The sequence below is a fragment of the Pseudonocardia sp. ZF1 genome (assembly GCF_056835605.1).
In genome coordinates, this window is sequence record NZ_JAJNBY010000001.1 from 3593331 (window position 1) to 3612479 (window position 19149).

Genomic DNA, 19149 nt, shown 5'->3' on the forward strand with positions numbered 1-19149 from the left:
CCCGGCCGCAGCCCTAAGGTCGGGCGATGGGCAGGTCACCGGTGCAGCGCGTCGTCCGGTCGCTCGCCCGCGCCCCGATCCCCGTCTTCACCGCCGGCTACGGCGTCGTGTTCGGCCACCGCGTCCTCATGGTCGAGCACGTCGGCCGGCGCACCGGACGTCCCCGCCACGTCGTGCTGGAGGTGATCCGCCACCTCCCCGACGGACGCGTGCTCGTCCCCGCCGGCCTGGGGCGGACCGCCGACTGGTTCCGCAACGTCGAGGAGAACCCCCGGGTGCGGTTCTGGCTCTCGCGGCAGCGGGGGGTGCCGGCGACGGCGCGCGTGCTCGGCGAGGCCGAGGCGCTGGACCGCTTCGCCGAGTACCGGACGGAGCATCGCTGGACCTGGTCGCTCGTCCGCCGGCTGCTGACCCGCATGCCGGGGCGCGCCGGGCAGCCGGACGAGGCGCTCTTCCGGTCGATCCCGCTGGTGGAGCTGACCCCGGACGGCTGACGTCGCCGCCGTCGCGTCCCGTCCGGTCAGTCCGCCGGGGCGATCGGCGACGGCCGTGCGCTGGCCGCAGCGCTGACCCCCGGGGCCGAGCGCGGTGCAGGTCGGCACCGCGCTGCTGCGCACCTCCGAGGCCGGGATCGACGACGGCTGGTCCGCCCGCCTCGATGGCCTCGACCCGACCGGCACGACGACCACCCGCGCCTACGCCGGCCGGCTGGCCCGCGGGTTCGGGCAGCGAGCATCAGTGGTCATGGCTAGGCGACCGTAACAGCGTAATGTCGCCCGCAAAACCCTTCCAGCATGATCCACATCGCCGTCACGAGTTATTCGGTACCGGCATCTAGGTCAGAAGCTTGCATTCCTCGAAAGTATCCATAAATGCTACTGTCTGGTGTGGTTGGGGTTTCTGAAGTAACGACTACTGACTTCCTTCTTTCTGGGTAGTCATCAGTTCCGGAGTTTCTGGGGGCGGAGCAGTCCGTGGGCGAGCTGCGCCCGTGGCGCGACAGGAGTCAGTCCTTGGGCGCAGAGCTGGCGACGGCGCGCCGCCGGCCGGACCTGGTCGGCGGGACTCTCGACTCTCGTGTCGTGCCCGGTCCCGAGGGGTGCGTTCGGACTCGCCGTTCTCCGCGGGCGATCTCGCGGAAGGCTCTCTGTGTCTGCTCCGGCGGTGCTGTCGGTCGGCGTGCACCTCTTGTCGCGATCATCGGTGAGTGAGCCTTTGCCAACCTGACGGACGGGCAGGTCAGAGCGTGTGCGGCGTGGCGTGACCTCGAAGGGGTGAAGCTCCTGGTAGACGAGCGGTTGCTGAGACCAATCCGTCCGACCAGGAGCTTCAAGGTGCTGTCCTACCCGTCCGGGATGACCGTGTCCACCCACACGCTGAAGATGGTCAGCACGCTGCTGCGTCGTCACCGCCGCGAACGCGCGACCCGCTGGCGCAGGCTCACCCCGGGCCGTCAAGCCCTGCTGGTCGTGGCGCACCTGCGCACCGGTGACACCTACGCCCAGCTGGCCTGCGGATTCAAGGTCGGGACCTCCACGGTGTACCGCTACCTGCGCGAGGCCATCGACCTGCTCGCTGCGATGGCCCCGACCCTGGAGCAAGCGATGCAGGTCGCGGCGCGCAAAGCGTTCGTGATCATCGACGGGACCCTGCTGCGCATCGACCGGGTCGGCATGGCGAGCGGCTATGACCGGGGGTTCTACTCGGGCAAGCACAAATGCCACGGGCTGAACGTGCAGGTCATCGCCGACCCGGTCGGCCGGTTGGTGTGGATCTCCCCGCCGCTGCCCGGGGCCCGTCACGACATGGGCGCAGCCCGCGAGCACGGCATCATCGACGCGCTCACCGAGTACGCGATCCCGGCCGCCGGCGACACCGCCTACCAGGGTGCCGGGCCTACGGTCGCGGTCCCGCAGCGCCGTCGGCGCCTCGACCCCGACACCGGTCGTTACCGACCCTTGTCGGTGAACCAGAAGGCGGTCAACGCCGCGCACGCCCGCCGTCGCGGGCCGGGCGAGCGGGTCAACGCCGAGCTGAAGACCTGGAAGGTCCTGCGCAAGATCCGCTCCAGCCCGAACCAGGCCGCAGCGCTCATCGCCGCAGTTCAGACCCTCATGATCGCCAACACTTGATCAGGTTGGCAAAGGCTCACTGTGTGAGCAGGCAACTGTCGTGTTCGGACGCGACGATGGCGGCAGCACGACAGCGGGCCGCGCGGGAGGGAGGCCTGGCCGCGCCGTTCGACAGGGCCAATCCGCGGCATCGGACACGCCCAAGGCTCCGCCGGCTGGCAGCCCAGGCGGGCGACGGCGGCTACGGCAGGGCGGCGGCCTACACCCCGCCGGCGCGACCCGACTGCACCCGCACCACCGTGATCACCACGGAACGCGAGTCCGAGTTCGCCTCACCCGCAGCGATCATCGCCCCGTGGGGCCTCGGACCAGGGGTAGCTAGGCGGGGAACAACGCCGTCTGCTCCGGAACCCCTGCCGACGGTCCGACGCGCATCGCGCACTTTCGGCACGTCACGGGATCACTGGTGGCGAGTAGGTCGCCGGCGGCGGCGAAGCCTGACCAGCCCTGGTGGCAAGCCGGGACCGGCAGCGTGAGATCCCCGAGCCAAGCGCGGAAGGCGACAGCGTGCACGACTCGGGAGCGGCCTATGCGGAGCTGGTGGTCGGTGAAGCGCTCGACCTGGGCGCGGGCGAAGTCCTCCGGATCCACCCGGCGGGGGAACAGCTCCAGGGCGATAGTCACCGCGCAACTCCTCCTCCGGACGGGCCGGGCTCATCCGGAGCGTGGCACACAGGACCGACAGTCACCGCTGCTGATCGGCAGCAGCGCGGCTCGGCGCTGGCCTCCGGAGCAGTGGTGGTCCCCGCTGGAGTCCGGCCCCGAGGAGAGGATGCTCAAGGGGCGGTGCCGCCATGCCAGTCGCAGTAGTCCTTCGCTGCTGCCCGGTCGCCGCGGGCGGAGGAGGAGTACACCGCGACCGAGGCTTCGCCTTCCTGGGCGTAGCACCGGACATCGCCGCCGGGCAGCGCGAGTCCTGCCCCTCCGGGAAGACGCGGGTAGGTGGCGCACTCGGAGAAGTCGTGCGCTCCCGCGGACGCGATCGCCAGCACGAACCTCCCGGCGTCCTGGTCATCGACGAAGCAGGTGACCGGTCCGGGATCTGCGTGCCATCGCCGGACGCCACGGCCGGGGCCGGACTCGCGAGAGCCAGGGGAGCTGCTGCAGAGGTCGGCGCTGTGGGCGGTGTGTCAGCCGGCGTCGTCGGGACTGTGGTGGGTGGGCGTCGCGGTGATCGCCGGCAGGAGCGGCACCGACGCGGAGGCGGTCGTGGTCGGAGGTCCGGGACGTGCGACATCGCCTGCCGGGCCTGGCGAGTCCTGCGGCTGGGGTGAGTGTGGGGACGGGGCCGTTCGGGGCTGCGAAAGCGCCGCCGCGGGCGCAGGCAGTGGCGGGACAGGAGGGACGCGGAAGACTGCCGCAGGTCATCGTGCAGATCACGAGCCTGGTCCAGGCCCAGGAACGCTGGACGTTCGAGATCGCTACTGAGGGGGCCACGAAGCCTAGCCCCGCTCGGCGGGCAGGCGCGCCGTTCGTCGCAGGGCGAGAAGGCTTTCCGTCTGCTCGAGTATCCCCTCGGCGTCGTCTGGCGTCCGCTCGGCGCGGGATGTCGCAGCGACCTCCCGTCACGGATAGTGAAGTCCGACACTCGATGGCGTGAACGACCCGTCCGCCGGGATGCTCGCTGAGATCGAGAGTTCGGTCCCTGGCGGCTCCGTCCGTGCTCTGTCGCTGCTCGTGGCCGGTGGCCAGCCGTGACGGTCGCCGACGAGCTCCGGGAGCGAGGCGACCTCGGCGGCTCCGCCACCATGAAGATGCTGACGCAACGGTGGTCCAGTGCGATCAAGCCGCTCTTCGTGCTGGAACCGCCCGGTGGATGGGACGAGGACAGCACGCAGGATCTGCTTCACAAGTTCCTCGTCGAGCGGCTGGAGGACCTCACTGACGCGCTCATCGCGGTGGGCGCGGACGAAGAGGCTATCCTGAAGCGGACCAGTCGCATCATGCGGAACTGGTTGATCGACCAGGCCCGCAAGACCGACCTCGGGGCGATCCGGGTTCGTCTGGAGGAGTTGCTCGGGCGCAACAGCGAGTTCGTTCGGCTCTCGGATCAGCCGCCGCGGTGGGCCCTAGCAGGGCAGACAAGTGCTGAAGTCGGCCGTGACGACCCGGACTCCCTGCACGCTGCAGCCAGAGCGGTGCCGGACGTCAAACCGGTGCGCTGGCGCGACCAGAACCGGCGGGCCCCGATGGCCAGCGGGCCGGATCTCATCCGCATTCTGATCGCGGTGCTGGAGTGCGCGGGCCCTGGTGGGCTCGAGATCGGTCTGCTGACCCACGTCTTCCAGCGCCGTTTCGGCGTGGTGCTCACCTCGCACGTCCCCCTCGACGACAACGACACGCTGCGGGACCGGATGACTGCACCGCAGGTGTTCGACATCGACGAGGAGCACCGAGCGACAGTTCGCGCGCGGGAGGTGTACGCCCAGCTCAGCGACCGCGAGCGCCGTATCGTTCTCCACTTTCACGACCGTGCTCAGGTCGAGCGGATCCTGGGCGTCGGTCGCAGTGTCGCCTACGTCCATATTGCCCGGGTCCAGGAAGCGCTCGCTGCGCTTGCAGGGGAGGACGTCGACGCCAGAGCTGTCGTCGCCGAGCTGGTGAGGCTGGCTCGTGGGGACGCCGGGCCGGACGACGTGCAGGATGCGACGTCAGAACTGTCTGCCGCCGCCGACACGAAGGGAGCGCAGCGCAGGTGAGCCCTCACGATGACCGCCTGCACGCTGCGCTCAGCGCGTACCAACCGCCCGAAAGCTTGCGAAAGGCGCTGGCCGCGGAGAGCCGACCCGACGTAGCTTTTGGGCAAATATGGCGAGCCAGAATTGATGGAACTGCTCTATTGGTCTTGATTGTCAGCGACTTCGCAAATGGCTCCGGTGAGGTCGTCGCCGCAAGTCCCGGAGAAGCGCCCCCACCTGGTTCGACAATCGAGCACCAGCGCGTCCCCACCTCCACATTCCGCTCTCTGACGTTGTGGCCGACGGTCCATGGAGTCCTGCACCATCGTGTTCTCGACATCATGGTGGAGCAATCCGAGGTCAGTACGGCCCTGGCCGGTCAAGTGCGCGCTGACCTCCCCCGGGATGGCACCAATGAAGACCCTCTCGACCCGGGCAGCGAGCTCGTGGCCGAGCTTCGGGACGACCTAGTTCGACTTCAATCAGCCCCGGCCGTACCCAGACTCTCCGCCGGCCCAGAAGCGCGAGCTCTAGGGCTCCCAGGCAGTGGACGGGAACAGCTTGAGCTGCTGATCAAATGCCTCGACATCAATCAGAACGAAGCCATGGAGCTGCGCCGTGGGCGGCGCACGCTTACCTCTGAACAAGCTCAAGCACTCGAAACCGTCCTAGGAATGGAGCCCGGTTCCTTGCCGTCCTCGGCCGGAATCGACCCGGCCCTCGCTCTTGAGATCGAGCACCCGCGCTGGCGCGAGGCCACTCGCCGGCGCGCCGCCAGGACAGGTATGGACGAGGTCAGCGCCCGCATCAGCTTGGCTTCGGATGCCTATGCGCTCGCGGCCCGCGAAAGCACCACGGAACCGGACTGGAATCAGCGAATCGCTCTTCTTCTCGCAGGTGAGGAATGAGTAGACGCTCGGCCGCGCTCTTGCGTCCGGCAGCGAAAGCCCAGGCCGACAGGATGATCGCGCTGCTCGAGGCCACCGCTCCCGAGCTCCTGGCCGCTCTGCACGACGACGCCGTGGCCGCACTCGAACGCCACCCTGGTGTGGCTCTGCGTCTGGTCCCGGAGAGCGACACCGGAGACGGGTGCACCGTCGCCGGCGGATATCGAGGCAATGAGACCCCGCCGGCGCTCGTGGTCACCACCTCACTCTCACAGCGACGCCGCGCCTTCACGGCGCTGCACGAGTTCGGTCATCACCTCCAGCGCACCGACCTCGACCTCGCCGAGCAGCTTCTCGATCACCCCGCCGAAGAGGAACTCGAGGAGGCCGCCTGCCAGGTCTTCGCCAGCCGGGTTCTCCTGCCCGACGCTCTGGTCACCCCGCTCACTCCATCCCGAGGCCCGGACGCGTCGACCATCGCGGAGTTCTACGCGCGCAGCAACGCCTCCCGCGCTGCCTGCTGCGTCCGCGCTGCAGAGCTGCTGACCAGCAGCGGCGCTGTCGTCCTCTACCGCGGGAACGGGACTGTCGACATGACCGCGAGCACCGGCCTCATCCCCCCGGCCCGCGGCAGCGACCAGTCCGCCACACCGCTGATCGCCCGCGCGCTCGCCCGGCCCGGGAACACCGTGGAACACGACGACACCAGAATCCTCTACTCCACCGGCACGTCCGACCTCCTGTACGGCCACGCCACGTGGATCGACGGGTACCTCGCCGCCGTACTCGTGCCCGACAACGCCGGCTGGAAGGCGTTCGCCCCGCCCCGCCCTGGCACCAGCACCTACACCGGCCCCAGCAGGTGGGCCACCTGCGACCAGTGCCTGCGCGAGTTCACCATCACCGACGACGTGTGCGCCCGCTGCGACACCCCGCGCTGCCCACGCCGGCACTGCGCCTGCCCCAGCAGCAGCGGGGAACGGACCTGTCCGTGCTGCCACCTCACGCTCGCCAAGGCCCGCTTCGCCGACTTCGACAACCCGCGCACTCCCTGTCGGGACTGCGCCTGACCTCGCCCCGGACGATCCGGCACTTCCTACGTCAACCCCCGGTAAGAGCGCATGCCGCGCTCTCCGGCCTCGCGAGGCCGAGCGACCGACATGGAAGAGGCACGCGCATGAGCGCCCAGTCCGAGCAGCACAACACGACCGACACCGCCGCCCGTGGGAACGCCCGCCCCCACGGGATCACCATCGTGATCAACGCGCGCGAGCGCACCGTCACCGACAAGGAGCTCACCTTCGAGCAGCTGGTCGCTCTGGCGTTCCCCTCCGCCCCGACCGGCGAGAACGTCCTGTTCACCATCTCCTTCCGCCGCGGGCACGGCAACAAGCCCGAGGGCTCGCTGCTCGCCGGCGAGACCGTCAAGATCAAGGACGGGATGGTGTTCGTTGTCTCCGCAACCGACAAGTCCTAGCCCCGACCTGCAGCGGCTGCTCGACGACGGTTACGACATCGAGCTCCGCGAGGGCTATCTGCTCGTCCACGGCATCCCCTACGTCAACGCCGCCGCACAGGTCGATCACGGGACTCTGGTCAGCACGCTCGACCTCAGCGGCGACGTGACGGTAACCCCGAGCACGCACGTCGCCAGCTGGATCGGCGAGCACCCCTGCCACGCCGACGGGACAGTTCTGCAGCAAATCGCGCATTCCGGCCCGCAGGAACTCACCCCCACCATCACGGTCGGGGCGAGCTTCTCCAGCAAGCCCCCCGAGGGCTACGTCGACTACCACCACAAGATGACGACCTACGCCGAGATGATCATGGCGCCGGCGCTGAAGCTCGACCCGACGGTCACCGCCCGGACCTACCCGGTCCGGCGCGACCCCGAGAGCACCGGGCCGTTCCTCTACGCCGACACGGCCACCGCCCGCGCGGGCCTGGGGATGGTCACCGCCAAGATCACCGGCCGCAAGGTTGCGGTGGTCGGGGTCGGTGGCACGGGCAGCTGGGTCCTCGACCTTCTCGCCCGCTGCCCGGTCGAGGAGATCCACCTCTTCGACGACGACCGATACCTGCAGCACAACGCGTTCCGCTCGCCGGGGCCGACGCCGCCGGGGGAGCTAGTCGGCGGGGCGCCCAAGGTCGAGGTCTATGCCCGGCGGTGGGCGTCTATGCGGACCGGAGTAATCGCTCACCCCGAACGCCTCGCGGATCAGCACGCCGAGCTCCTGTCGCACACGGACATGGTGTTCGTCTGTGTCGATACCGGCGACTCCCGCCGCGAGGTCGTCGAACTCCTCGAACGCATCGGGTGCGACTTCATCGACGTCGGCATGGGCTTACTCCTCGACGAGGAGCAAGCTCAGGTGTTCGGGCAACTCCGCACCACGCTGAGCACTCCAGGTACCCGCGAGCAGGCCCGCCAGCACATCCCGCTCGTGGGCAGCTCCCAGGACGCCGTCTACACACAGAACATCCAGATCGCCGAGCTCAACGCGCTCAACGCCGTCCTCGCCGTCCTGCGTTGGAAGCAGGCCCGCGGCGTTTACACCGACCTTGAGCACAACCTCAACTCCACGTACTCCATCGACGGCAACACCATCGCCCATACCCCACAGCACGCTGGGCTGGCTGCCGACACCCCGACCCACACGAACACTCCATCGGACGACTACCCGGACGGCGACACCACCGACCGGGGAGTCTCCGACGACGACAGCCGGAGCGTCGCGTGATCTCCCAGCTTCAACCCCGCCTGGTCGACACGGTCCCCGAGCATCCTGAGCCCGGCGTGCTCTACGTGTCGATCGAGTACGCGACGACCCTGCACCTGTGTGCATGCGGGTGCGGGTACGAAGTCGTCCTGGGCATCTCACCCCACGATTGGAAGATCACCTGGGACGGGCCGACCGTGACGATCAGCCCCTCGGTCGGCAACTGGAGCCTGCCCTGCAAGTCGCACTATCTCATCCGTTACAACAAGATTCGCTGGGCGCGGCGCTGGAGCAGGGACGAGATCGAAAGGGGCCGCGCCGCCGACCTCGTCCGCCAGCGTTCGGCAGATGGCTCGCAGGCGGGGTTGGAAGATCTCACGGTAGACGACGCGGTATGCCCTCGACCATGGTGGCGCCGTTTCCGAGCACGCCGGTAGTCGGGCCGCCCCGGCGTCTCATGCTTCAGCCGGACCGACTAGGAGACGTTGTGAGACCCGCTTATCGAGAACGCCCGAGCCGGGAGGAACCCGGCTCGGGCGTTGTGTGTCCGGGCCCGCTAACACCGGGCCCGGCGCTCCGCGGACGCTACACGCGGTGGAGTAGATACGAATCCCCATCAGGGGGCCGGCGTTCCACACATCACGGTCTGAGGCGAGGCACTCAATGGTGCCGGGTCATTGGCGAAGCAGTCGTGGGCGGCATGATGACCGCCCGCATCTGAACCGTTCAGCTGCCGGCTCGAGTGGACACTGGTTGGGCGATCGGAACGCGGCCTGACGGGTAGGCGGCAACGTGGAGCCGACTCCCGTCGGAGATCGTCAGCCTGCATCGCCGCTCACGATCCTGCCTGGTCAGACGGTCATGCCCTGCCTGCCTGGAGAGGCCACTCCTGCCCAGCCCTTGGACGAGGTACGGGATGACTTGGAACGACATCTGCCCGTAACGTCCCGACCGGCGCCACGAGCTGCCGGAATCGACGGGTCGAGAGTTCCTGGAGGACGCGCGTGGCGGCTCTCTCGCGCCGACTCCCGCAGTTCCGCCCGATCCTCGCCGGTGCCCGGTTGTCCGACCGGCTGTTCGCCTGTGCCGGGGCGCTCGCGGCCATCTCGGTCGCCGGTGCCATCGGGGCGCTCGTCGTCGGGCCGGGCGCGGCGTTGCCGTTCATCGTCGCACCGGTCGGGGCGTCGGCGGTCCTGGTGTTCGCGGTGCCGTCGAGCCCGCTCGCGCAGCCCTGGCCGGTCATCGCGGGCAACGTCGTCTCGACACTCATCGGGGTCGGGGCGCGGCTGGTCGTACCCGACGTCCTCGCCCAGGCGGGGCTGGCCGTCGCCGTGGCGATCGCGACGATGTCGCTGTTGCGCTGCCTGCACCCACCCGGAGGGGCCGCAGCCCTGACGGCCGTCATCGGCGGCAGCGTGATCACCGGAGCGGGCCCGCTGTTCGCCCTGTTCCCGGTCGGGGTGAACTCGGTCGTCCTGGTCGCGATGGGGTGGCTGTTCCACCGCCTGTCGCGGCACCCCTACCCACACCGGACGGCGCCGTCCGACCGGGCCGATCGCCGCAGCTGCTTCCGGGCCGACGACGTGGACCGGGCGCTGGCCGAGATCGGCGAGACGTTCGACATCGACCGCGACGACATCGGTCTGCTGCTGCGCGAGGTCGAGACCCAGGCGCTCGTCCGGCAGCACGGCGACCTCGTCGCCGCGGACGTGATGTCGCGCGACACCGTCTCGGTCCGGTCGGGCGACGATCCGACGACGGCGCGGGACCTGTTGCTCGAGCACGACGTCCGGACGGTGCCGGTGCTCGACGACGACGGCGCCGTCGTCGGCACTCTCGGGCTCCGCGAGCTCGCGCACCCCGCGGGCACCGTCGGCTCGATGGCCTCACTACCGTCGACGGCCTCGGCGGACACGCCCCTCGCAGCGCTGAGCCGCATCCTGACCGACGGACGCACGCACGCCGTCGTCATCGTCGACGAGCGGAACCGCCTGCGCGGCATGGTCACCCAGACCGACCTGCTCATCGCGCTGTGCCGCATCCTGGCCGATTCGGCGTGACAAGCCTCGAGATGCGCGGCGTCCGCGCACATCGGCGGCTCGCCACTCGTTCGGTAAGTGCGAAGCAGGTTTCCGCCTGATGTGGGGCGGTCGCGACCCGGCATCCAGCCCGTCTTCACGTGTCATCACTGCGCATCCCCGAGCGCCACAGTCCCAGATGCGGCGCGAGACGCCGAGCCGTTGTGGTACCGCCGCGTCTCGATCAGATAGCCGTCACGGAGTGCGACGGTCGAGGGGCTGCAGCCCTGCAGGACGACCGCGCAGGTGTCCTTCTCGGTGCCGCGGCTGCGCAGGATGCCCTCAGCTTGTGGTGGTAGCGCTACGATGTCTCCTGTGAGCGAGGCGTTCGAAGTGTCGCCCGACGATCCGGATGGGGTCGCGGCCGCGATCGAGCGTGCGTCGAAAGGTTCACGAGTTCGCGTCGTCCGTCAGGGCCACGCCGTCGCCGACATCGTTCCGATCGCCGCGGCCGGGCCGGGAGAGCTGCGTCCTGAGCGGCGCGACTCTCGCCACGACCAGGTCGTGCGCGACCACGCCACCCGGTTCGGCGCTCCGACCTTGGAGCATTACCGGCGCATCTACGCCACCGCCGGCCGTGAGTGGCCGGGCGAGGATCACATCCGAGCGCATTACCCCGTGGCGGACGTGTCCTGAGCACTCAACCTGCGCTTACCGCGAACACTGTGAGCGGGAAGGTCCTCGACGCGAGCGCGCTCGACGCCTACGCCAACGGGCATCTGGGCATGGCTACCTGGTACGCCCTGGCCTGGGAACTGGGGCTCACGTTCGTCGTTCCGCGTTTCGCTCGTGACGAGGCCCTCTGTCTGCGGCCGGGCCTCGTCGCCGAGGTTGACCTGCTGCTCGCCGCGCCCTATGTCGTCCTGACCGACTCCCCCGCCGAGGCAGCCCGTCTGCTCGACGAGACCTCCGCAGCCTCGGTGTACGACCCGCTGGCAGCGTCCGTAGCCGCCTTGTGCCGGGAGCGGGGATGGCCGGCGCTGTCCACGGACCCAGAGCGACTGCGTCGCGTCGACCCGTCGCTCGAGGTAGACCTGCTCTGAGACGGGAACGGCCAGCGTCACTGACCCTGGCCCTGTGCATCACGCCGACCGCCAGGCCGACCCTCAGATCAACTGGCCGCTACTGCACAGCGCCCATCCAGTCGCGGCGGGCCCGCCGGTAGGCCGTGCACGGCGCTGTGCTGCAGGCTGTTCACCGCGCGGTAGTAGCGCATCGTCGTGCCCTGCCGCTGACGCCCCGGCCCGGCAACTACCGCGCAGCGCAAACTGGACATCCCTGAAGGGGGCTCGGTCTCAGGAGGCCGGGTACTGCTGGGCGCCGAGCACCCGGGCCAGGTGGGCGGCGTTGCGGCCCAGCGTCGCGGTCGTCGCCGCGACCGGTTCCGGGGTCTGGTCGAGATCCTTGTAGTCGACCGGGTTCATCGCTTCGGAGTTCCAGTAGGTCGCTCCGCCTGCGGGGATGGTGAACCCCATGTCGTTGAGTGCCTGGAACGAGTCGGCGACGATCTTGTGTGCGCCGTCCTCGTTGCCGACCACAGCGACGACCGCGACCTTGCCGAACAGTTCGGGTCGCCCCTGGTCGTCGGTTTCGGACAGCTCCGCGTCGAGCCGCTCCAGGACCCGCTGTGCCACGCTCGACGGGTGCCCGACCCAGGTCGGGGTCGCGAACACCAGGATGTCCGCGTCATAGATCCGGCTGCGGATCTGCGGCCACTGGTCACCCTCGCCCATGTCGGCCGCGGTGCCGGGCTTCACGTCGTAGTCGGCGACCCGCAGCGTGTCGCCGGCGACACCGTGATCGGCCATGGCGTCGAGCACCTGTCGGGCCATCACCTCGCTGCTTGAGGCCTGCGGGCCGGGCTTGAGGCTGCACACTAGTGCGAGGGCACGAATCTCGTGGTCCATGACCAGCTGCGTACCCGAAGGACCGTGCTTCACGCGTCGGCGGGCGGGAACGGGATCGAGGCGACCGCCCCGGCCACGATCAGCTCCAGGCTGCCCTTCACCCACCACCGCGATGCGACAGCAGCTCTGCGCTGCACCTTCCATGACCCGCGCCAGCGCCGCACCGACCCCCGGGCCACCGGGACCACCGAGCGGATCGCCTTCGCGTGTAGTAACAGGCCCCACGCTGGGGGTCTTAAGCTCATACCGCCTAGACCAGGCGCGGCCACGGCGCTCGCGCACCGTGACCGCTCATAGAGGAACGCGCGGGGCGCGAGGTGACGACGGCTAGCACGGCCAGATCGCGTCGCCTGGCGCAGCACGTACTCCGCGAGGCAGGCCGATACCGGGTGACCGACCGGGGCCGCGATGGCGGGCGCGACGCGTTCCCGGTCGGTCACCTGTGGTGTCGCCGCCTCAACAGGGGTCAAGCGGCGGCACCGGATCCGCGTCTGTCGACCTCCTGATCTCCGTGGTCTCGCGTGGAGCTGACACGCTGACGCGGACCGGTAGAGCTACCCCCATCGGGCCGAAGTACACAGCCTGCAGCGAGGGCGATTGCTCCGGCGCCGCGCCCGAACCCCCGATCCACGAGACAGCGCGCCGGCGTGGCGCCCGCAACACCGAGCCCCGCCCGCGGAGCGGGTGAAACCGCGTGAGCGGCGACCTGCCGCGGACGAGAGGACTCATGCTCGCTGCTGGGAGCGTTCGCCGGGTGGCGCAGGCTGCCGCATGGTCGCAGGCCCGGCCCCGGCGTTTACCCCCGGGAACGGATCGACGCGGTCGGACGAGCCGAGCACGGCGCGCTCAACGGCGGCGCGCCCCGGTCGGCGAGGGTGAACGTGGGCCGAAGGGCCGTATCCCGCCGCCGCCACCACCGCCCCCGTCGCCGGCGCCGCCGCCACCGGAGCTGCCGTGACCGTCGACCGGCCCGGCGCTGTGGCCGGGCAGCACCGAGGCCAGCACGAGCAGCACAGCGATGACCCAGACCACCTGCCCGGACAGCGGCCCGGCGAGCGCGGCCAGCCCGGTGGTGAGCGCGACGAGCTGCAGATCGGGCTGTGCGACTAGGTCGACGAGCCGATCGATGGCTCCGGCGCCCGTCATCCGCATAATTCCACGTACCCGATTCGTCGGCCTGACGCACATGACACTGTCGTCTGCGCCATACTGGTGCAGCGTGATCGGCCCCGACGTGCCCCTGGACCGCGCTCAGACCGACTCCGGACTGATCATTGTGACCGTCATCGGCGGGCGGTCCGTCCCGGTCGTCGGTCGCGGTCTGCCGGTCATCCTGGCCGGTCCCGCCGTGCAGGTGCTCTGGCTCCTGGCGCTGGCGGTAGCCATGCTTATGCGGCGGCGACCGGCCTCTGGACCCGGCGGCGGTGACGGAGGATCGGGCGGCGGCCTGATCGGGCCGGACCTGTTCAGCCCCGTCTGACCGAGCCCCCTACTGCTCGCCCGGCTCGTCCCGGGTGCCGTGAAGGGGCCGCTGTCTGCTGTCGCGCCACCGGTCGGGCACCGAGTTCGAGGCGCGTCAGGTTCGCACCGGCGAGGGCCGCCGAGAGTGTCGCTCGCCGGGATGCCGGCGGCGTCAGTGGTGGCGGCGTCAGTGGTGGCGTCGCTGGGCCTGGGTGCTCACCTCGCGGGCGACGTCGACGAGCTTGGCGTCGGTGTTCTGGGAGGCTTCGACCAGGATCGCGAATGCCTGATCGTCGTCGACATCGAACCGTTCGATCAGGACGCCCTTGGCCCGGTCGATCACGTCCCGGCTCTGCATCGCCCGGTGCATCTGCGCCGCGCGCCGGGCGCCGAACAGCGCGATCGCGGTCTGCGTGGCGAACGCCTCTCCCGCCAGCACACTAACCTCGGTGAACGCGTCGGTCTCACGGGCGTAGAAGTTCAATGCCGAGCCGGGCTCCTCGGGCGGAGCCATCGCGAACGACAACAGGCTGCCCACCCCGGCCGCCACGGCCTCGCCGGCCCACCGCGGCCACCGCATCCGCCCGGTCACCGCCATATCCGCGACCTCGATCACCTGATCGTGCCCGGCGACCTGCACCACCGTCGACATCTCGTCGACCCCCAGAGCGATCCGCGATGCCAGCACACACGGGCCCTCGCCGAGATCGGCCTGACGCCGGTCGAGCTCGGCCACCCACGACGAGCTGGGCACCCGCGCCGACACCCGCCCGTCCCGCCCGACCTGGGTGATCCCGGCCCCGTCCGCACCGGGAACCGCCCGCGCCGCCGCCGCCACCACCTCGGCCAGGACATCCTCAGGCGAGCGCAACCGGCCACGCAGAACCGACCGGGCGGCCCGGGCCAGCGCCGCGGTCAACTGCTCCCCCTCGACCGGATCCATCTGGCGGGCTCCCTGCTCCTCAGCCCCGCAGGGGCTCACTCCCGCCCACCCCGGCGGCAGGCCACGGCGCCTCGATTACGGACGTGATAGCCGACTGTTGATCTCACAACCGTACCCAGATCGGCGGCCATCCGCCGATCGGTCCGAGCCGACTCGACAGACAGCTCAGCTGGTATGAGGACCGCCTTGCGCGACGGTCGCCCGCCACCTGTGAAGCGTGTCGCGATGAGTCGGCTACCCTGCGCACCGTCCGGGTTGCGGTGCGAGCCACCTTCGGCGGTGCGCCAGCCGGCCCGGGCGCCCTGTCCGGCCGACCCCTCAGATGCCCCGGCCGGTGCGTCACCGCGGCCGCCGGCCGACGCCCCCGATGGCGGCCACGCGGCCGCGGTGGGCGGCTCCTCGGTGACGGCACGAGCTGCCAGTCGGGCATGTCAGAGTCGGTGGCTGCGATGCACCGGTGGCTTCGTAGAGGTTCCACCAGATCTCGCCGCCGGTGGGGTGTTACGCGGTGTCCAGCCCGCCGCCCTCGAAGACGACGTCCGCCACGAGTGCACCGTCAGGGCTCGTGGGGTCAGCGCGTGATACCGACAGGCTCCTGAGCCACGGCGCGGCTCACGCACGCAGCGTCTGGGCTGTCCGCGCGGCGCGACCGTCACGGCTGGGCTTGGGGGTCCGGGTCGATCGCGACCGAGAGGTGCGCTGCCGCGCTGCGGTACTCGCGTACCCGTTGCCGGGCCGGCGCCAGCGCGGCCCGGGTCGCGGAGAGTCGGGCCGTGATCTCCGCGATCCGCGTGGCGGGGTCCGCGCCCTCGTCGTCGGCGAGAAGCCGGTGGTCGCCGTAGTGCTCGACCTGGCGCTGCAGCACCTGCAACGCTTCGTCGGTGCGGTCGAACAGCTCGGTCAACGCCCACCCCCACGCATAGAACTCGTCGTGGCTCGGATCTAGGTTCGACCTCCTGGGGGTTGCGGGGCCCGAACACGCTGAGCGCGACCCCGGCCGAGCCGGTGGCAAGCGGTAGGGGCGCCCAGACGTCGGCGGCGATCGCGGCCGCGCGTGGGTGGGAGCGGGCGGCGCGGCGTAGCGCCGCGGTGGACAGGTCCACCGTCATGCCGTGTGCGGCGGGCAGGGCGTCGAGCACCGGTGCGAGGTAGTGGCCGATGCCGCCGGCGAGGTCGACCACCAGCCTGATGCCCGCGGGGGCGTGCTCGACGGTGAGAGCGGTGATGGTCGAGCGCAGCGGCCGGTAATGGTCTCCGGCCAGGAAGGCTTCGCGGGCGGTGACCATCGCGGGGGTGTCGCCTCGGTGGCGCCGGCGCCCGGGCAGCAGTGACAGATGCCCGGTGCGGGCGATGTCGAACGTATGCCCGCACCGACACCGCATGATGCGGGTATGGCGGCAGAGCGGGCCGGCGCAGTGGGGGCAGCTCAGCCACGGAGCGACGGCGTCGAGCGCGTGGCGGGTGTCGTCTGAGGGGTGGTGCTGGGTGGTGTCGGCGCAGCGGCCGGCCACGGGTGGGGTGTCCACGATCGCGTTGTCCCTTGAAGTGAGTGTGGGGACGCGGCGGTGTCACGTCTGGACGACGAGCCCAGGTCGGCACGGGTCAGAGGCCGCCGAACCCCTCAGAGACGGGGTCGGGCGGCGGGGTGCACCGCCGTCAGGCGGTGCGGGGACGCTGCGCGAGCGGAAGCCACATGAGACTGAACCTACTACCAGGCAGCGAGACCGCGCACGGCCCGCCGGCGAGCGCGTTCCTGTCGTCTCAGCTGTCAGACTCAGACGATGGGACCAGCTCCACCCCACGATCGCGGCCACCCTCCGATCGACTTCCCGTTCTTCGGGGTCTCCCCGTGGACGGGCCCGACCTGGGTCGAGTTCTACGAAGGCGCGCTCGGCAACCCGATGACCACCCTCTGGCTCGGGCACCGGGTCGAGAACGGCCGTGCCCACATCTCCGTCGGCACGAACACCTACCGACCCGGCGGACTCGAACTGGGCGAGGAGCTCGCCTTCGGCAGCCTCTTCACGCTGTCCGAGCGCATGCGCCCAGACCGAACCGCCGTCGAGTTCCCCGAGGGCTTCAACAAAGCTCAGATCGACCACGTCTACGAGTCCTCCCAGAGACGGCGGGAATGGCCCACCGTCCCGTGCGAGGTCGACGGACGGGAAAAGGTCCTGTCCCACCGCCGCTACGCCTGGGGCTGGGCCGGGTTCATCTGCGACGTCGGGGTGGCCGGGGTCAAGCTCGTCGCCGTCGACGTCGAGCCGGACATCATCGCGTTGCGAACGGTCAGGACACCGCAGACCTACGGCTTCGACCCCTCGCAGCGGCTGTCCGTCTCCGATCTCCACGAACAAGCGGACCTGGCCGGGGACGCCCGTCTGCCACTGCCCTGGGCCGACACGGTCCATCCCGACCAACAGGCGCTGATCGACCACCACGGTCTCGGATGATGAAGACGGGACCTGCTGCAGGGCGCTCGGAACTCGCGGTCGGCGCTGCGCGTGCAATCGGTGGGTACGCGGTCGTCGTCGACCGGTGCCACCCGTTCGCCGCCGCGATCGACACCGACGGAGCGGTCTGCGCGACGGCCTCGTGGGCTCATCTGCTGTCCCCGCCGAACGCGTGGCACCACCCGCGGCGCGGAGGCTCAGCCACCTAGTACTGCAACGGCGTTTTGTCAGGCTGGTGGGCGTTGGCCGCGGCGGCGGTAGTGGCAGGTCCGGGCCTGGTGCTGGCGTCGTCGGCGCCAGGTGGACCAGGCGAGTGTGCTGGCCAGGCAGGCGGCTGGGGTGAGGATGAGGGTGGCGAGCAGACGCCGTATCTCGTTGCCGCTCAGCGGGATCAGGCCGGTCCGCTCGGCTGGAGATCCCCCTTTTCGGCCTCCTGTGCGCGGGTGACGGACAAGTAGGCGGCGGCGAGCATGGCCAGTGTGATGTGGGCGTACCAGGCTCGGTAGGAGCGGACTTGGTAGTGGTCGAGGCCGGCTTCGTCCTTGGAGGTCTGGAAGCATTCCTCGATCGCCCAGCGTGCGCCGGCGACGCGGACCAGCTCGCGCAGCGGCGTGGCCGCGGGGGCGGCGCAGCGGTAGAACGCCAGCTCCCGGGTGGTCTTGCCCTGCCCGGGTTCGGTCTGGCGGCGCACGAGCAGCCAGTGTCCCCAGCCGTGGGGTAGGCCGGCCGGGTCGAGGGCGACGGTGGTCCAGTCATAGATCCGCTCTCCGTGCGCGCCCGCGCCGACCTGGCGCCGTTCCCACCCGCTGCGGCCGGTGTCGGGGTCGCGGGCGCCGGCGATCGTGGCGAGGACCTTGGCCTGGCGGCGATGCCCGTCCGGGCTGGTCAGGACGTCGTCGTTGCGAGTGGCCAGCACGAACGGAATCTCCCGGTCGGCCAGCCAGGTGCGGAAGGTCGGATTCTGTCCGTAGATCTCGTCGGCGGTCACCCACGAGCGGGGTGTGAGGGCCCCGCAGGCGTGGGCGCGGTCGAGCATCGCCAGCCCGAGCTGGGGTTTCGTGGCGAACCCGACCTCATCGGGCACGTCGGCTCTGGCGCAGCGGTCCCGGTCCTCGGTCCACGAGGTCGGCAGGTAGAGCTCGCGGTCGATCAGCGCCCGCCCCTTCGAGCTGGCATAGGCCAGGAACACCCCGAGCTGACAGTTGTCGACCTTGCCGCTGGTACCGGTGTACTGGCGTTGCACTCCCGCCGAACGCAGGCCCTTCTTGATGAACCCGGTCTCGTCGACCACGAACACCTCACTTGCGGGGTCGCCGAGGGCGTCGAGGACGTAGTCGCGCACGTCGTCGCGGACCCCGTCGACGTCCCAGTCAGCGGTGCGCAGCATCCGCTGCGTCCCGTCCGGCGAGACCGCCCCCGCATGCTCGGCCAGAGTCCACCCGTTCTTGCGCTCCAACCCGGCCAGCAGGCCGCGCACATACGCCCCGGCCCGCGCGCGGGGCTCACGACGGAAGAACCGCGGCCCGATCGACGCGATGACCTGGTCCAACGCCGCTACCCATCCAGCAAGATCCACCACCCGGCGATCATCACCGCCGAACCCGGATCAGCCTCTCACGACACGCCGAAACGCCGTTGCAGTACTAGTCTGCGTCGCGGCTCAGCGGCTTGCCCAACAGAGGCCGGATTCGTGCTGGCAGATTATCAGCGCACGAGCAGACTCGACATTTGACCCCGCGCTTCTCCGAGTGTTTGCCCTTGCGGTACTCACGGCAGGAGGAAGCCGAGCGGTCGCTCGAACTCTACTAGAGCGTCAAGAGCAAAATCGATTTCTAATCTTGGCTTTAGACGAGATGCGTTGGTCACCGCGTCCCGTATCCGTTGACTTCG

21 protein-coding genes and 1 pseudogene are annotated in these 19149 nt (G+C 70.1%); 14 read left to right on the plus strand and 8 right to left on the minus strand.

The genetic code is table 11. From position 1 onward, the window contains the following. Positions 1–26 precede the first annotated feature (26 nt). From ZF1_RS17215 to ZF1_RS17225, 3 genes are all read left to right on the plus strand, one after another. Complete coding sequence (locus ZF1_RS17215) at positions 27–494, plus strand: nitroreductase family deazaflavin-dependent oxidoreductase (protein WP_482637791.1); 468 nt, start codon at positions 27–29, stop codon at positions 492–494. A gap of 94 nt (positions 495–588) precedes the next feature. Then, the gene (locus ZF1_RS17220) at positions 589–762 is read left to right on the plus strand and encodes a hypothetical protein (RefSeq protein ID WP_357439865.1); all 174 of its coding nucleotides are present in this window, start codon (positions 589–591) and stop codon (positions 760–762) included. A 572-nt stretch (positions 763–1334) separates the two neighbouring features. Further along, entirely contained in the window at positions 1335–2132 is a 798-nt protein-coding gene (locus ZF1_RS17225; RefSeq protein WP_161152599.1) for a transposase family protein, read from the plus strand. Positions 2133–2450: 318 nt separating this feature from the next. Here ZF1_RS17225 and ZF1_RS17230 read toward each other — a convergent pair whose 3' ends face one another. Continuing rightward, on the minus strand, positions 2451–2756 hold the full coding sequence (locus ZF1_RS17230; protein WP_482637792.1) for a hypothetical protein: 306 nt from the start codon (positions 2754–2756) through the stop codon (positions 2451–2453). Between the two features lie 1070 nt (positions 2757–3826). Here ZF1_RS17230 and ZF1_RS17235 point away from each other — a divergent pair. From ZF1_RS17235 to ZF1_RS17275, 9 genes are all read left to right on the plus strand, one after another. Then, positions 3827–4831 carry a hypothetical protein gene (locus ZF1_RS17235; RefSeq protein ID WP_482637793.1) on the plus strand — a complete coding sequence of 335 codons (1005 nt, stop codon included), beginning with the start codon at positions 3827–3829 and terminating at the stop codon, positions 4829–4831. After that, entirely contained in the window at positions 4828–5718 is an 891-nt protein-coding gene (locus ZF1_RS17240) for a hypothetical protein (protein WP_482637794.1), read from the plus strand. The genes ZF1_RS17235 and ZF1_RS17240 overlap by 4 nt, the downstream gene beginning before the upstream one ends. A gap of 53 nt (positions 5719–5771) precedes the next feature. Beyond that, on the plus strand, positions 5772–6767 hold the full coding sequence (locus ZF1_RS17245; RefSeq protein ID WP_482637795.1) for an ImmA/IrrE family metallo-endopeptidase: 996 nt from the start codon (positions 5772–5774) through the stop codon (positions 6765–6767). A 107-nt stretch (positions 6768–6874) separates the two neighbouring features. Then, the gene (locus ZF1_RS17250; protein ID WP_482637796.1) at positions 6875–7174 is read left to right on the plus strand and encodes a multiubiquitin domain-containing protein; all 300 of its coding nucleotides are present in this window, start codon (positions 6875–6877) and stop codon (positions 7172–7174) included. Then, on the plus strand, positions 7149–8438 hold the full coding sequence (locus tag ZF1_RS17255; RefSeq protein ID WP_482637797.1) for a ThiF family adenylyltransferase: 1290 nt from the start codon (positions 7149–7151) through the stop codon (positions 8436–8438). The genes ZF1_RS17250 and ZF1_RS17255 overlap by 26 nt, the downstream gene beginning before the upstream one ends. Next, a complete protein-coding gene (locus ZF1_RS17260; protein ID WP_482637798.1) occupies positions 8435–8854 on the plus strand; it encodes a ubiquitination-like system serine protease family protein in 420 nt (139 codons plus the stop codon). The genes ZF1_RS17255 and ZF1_RS17260 overlap by 4 nt, the downstream gene beginning before the upstream one ends. A gap of 567 nt (positions 8855–9421) precedes the next feature. Then, positions 9422–10477 (plus strand): HPP family protein, encoded by a 1056-nt coding sequence (locus ZF1_RS17265; protein ID WP_337826584.1) that lies wholly within the window; start codon positions 9422–9424, stop codon positions 10475–10477. 333 nt (positions 10478–10810) lie between these two features. Then, positions 10811–11131: a hypothetical protein gene (locus ZF1_RS17270; protein ID WP_161152560.1), complete on the plus strand. Its 321-nt coding sequence runs from the start codon at positions 10811–10813 to the stop codon at positions 11129–11131. Between the two features lie 29 nt (positions 11132–11160). After that, the gene (locus ZF1_RS17275; RefSeq protein WP_161152561.1) at positions 11161–11538 is read left to right on the plus strand and encodes a hypothetical protein; all 378 of its coding nucleotides are present in this window, start codon (positions 11161–11163) and stop codon (positions 11536–11538) included. Positions 11539–11790: 252 nt separating this feature from the next. On the opposite strand, the gene ZF1_RS17280 is transcribed toward ZF1_RS17275, so the two are convergent. The 3 genes from ZF1_RS17280 to ZF1_RS17290 all read right to left on the minus strand — a co-directional run bounded on the left by ZF1_RS17280 (position 11791) and on the right by ZF1_RS17290 (position 13548). Then, complete coding sequence (locus ZF1_RS17280; RefSeq protein ID WP_345645670.1) at positions 11791–12402, minus strand: flavodoxin family protein; 612 nt, start codon at positions 12400–12402, stop codon at positions 11791–11793. Positions 12403–12431: 29 nt separating this feature from the next. Beyond that, positions 12432–12581 (minus strand): hypothetical protein, encoded by a 150-nt coding sequence (locus ZF1_RS17285; protein WP_482636432.1) that lies wholly within the window; start codon positions 12579–12581, stop codon positions 12432–12434. A 667-nt stretch (positions 12582–13248) separates the two neighbouring features. Next, positions 13249–13548 carry a hypothetical protein gene (locus tag ZF1_RS17290; protein ID WP_345645667.1) on the minus strand — a complete coding sequence of 100 codons (300 nt, stop codon included), beginning with the start codon at positions 13546–13548 and terminating at the stop codon, positions 13249–13251. Positions 13549–13621: 73 nt separating this feature from the next. Between ZF1_RS17290 and ZF1_RS17295 the strand changes: the two genes are divergently transcribed. Continuing rightward, positions 13622–13882, plus strand: coding sequence for a hypothetical protein (locus tag ZF1_RS17295; RefSeq protein WP_345645664.1), 261 nt, complete (start codon positions 13622–13624; stop codon positions 13880–13882). 168 nt (positions 13883–14050) lie between these two features. Here the strand turns inward: ZF1_RS17295 and ZF1_RS17300 are convergent, their stop codons facing one another. The 3 genes and pseudogenes from ZF1_RS17300 to ZF1_RS17310 all read right to left on the minus strand — a co-directional run. Next, positions 14051–14806 (minus strand): ANTAR domain-containing protein, encoded by a 756-nt coding sequence (locus ZF1_RS17300; protein WP_482636431.1) that lies wholly within the window; start codon positions 14804–14806, stop codon positions 14051–14053. Positions 14807–15458: 652 nt separating this feature from the next. Continuing rightward, complete coding sequence (locus tag ZF1_RS17305) at positions 15459–15710, minus strand: hypothetical protein (RefSeq protein WP_345645658.1); 252 nt, start codon at positions 15708–15710, stop codon at positions 15459–15461. Between the two features lie 418 nt (positions 15711–16128). Further along, positions 16129–16332 (minus strand): annotated as a pseudogene (locus ZF1_RS17310) (putative RNA methyltransferase); the annotation flags it as partial. A 255-nt stretch (positions 16333–16587) separates the two neighbouring features. Here ZF1_RS17310 and ZF1_RS17315 point away from each other — a divergent pair. After that, positions 16588–17259, plus strand: a complete 672-nt coding sequence (locus ZF1_RS17315; RefSeq protein WP_482637799.1) for a hypothetical protein — start codon at positions 16588–16590, stop codon at positions 17257–17259. Positions 17260–17650: 391 nt separating this feature from the next. Here ZF1_RS17315 and ZF1_RS17320 read toward each other — a convergent pair whose 3' ends face one another. Further along, positions 17651–18838 (minus strand): IS701 family transposase, encoded by a 1188-nt coding sequence (locus ZF1_RS17320; protein ID WP_482637790.1) that lies wholly within the window; start codon positions 18836–18838, stop codon positions 17651–17653. Between the last annotated feature and the right edge of the window lie 311 nt (positions 18839–19149).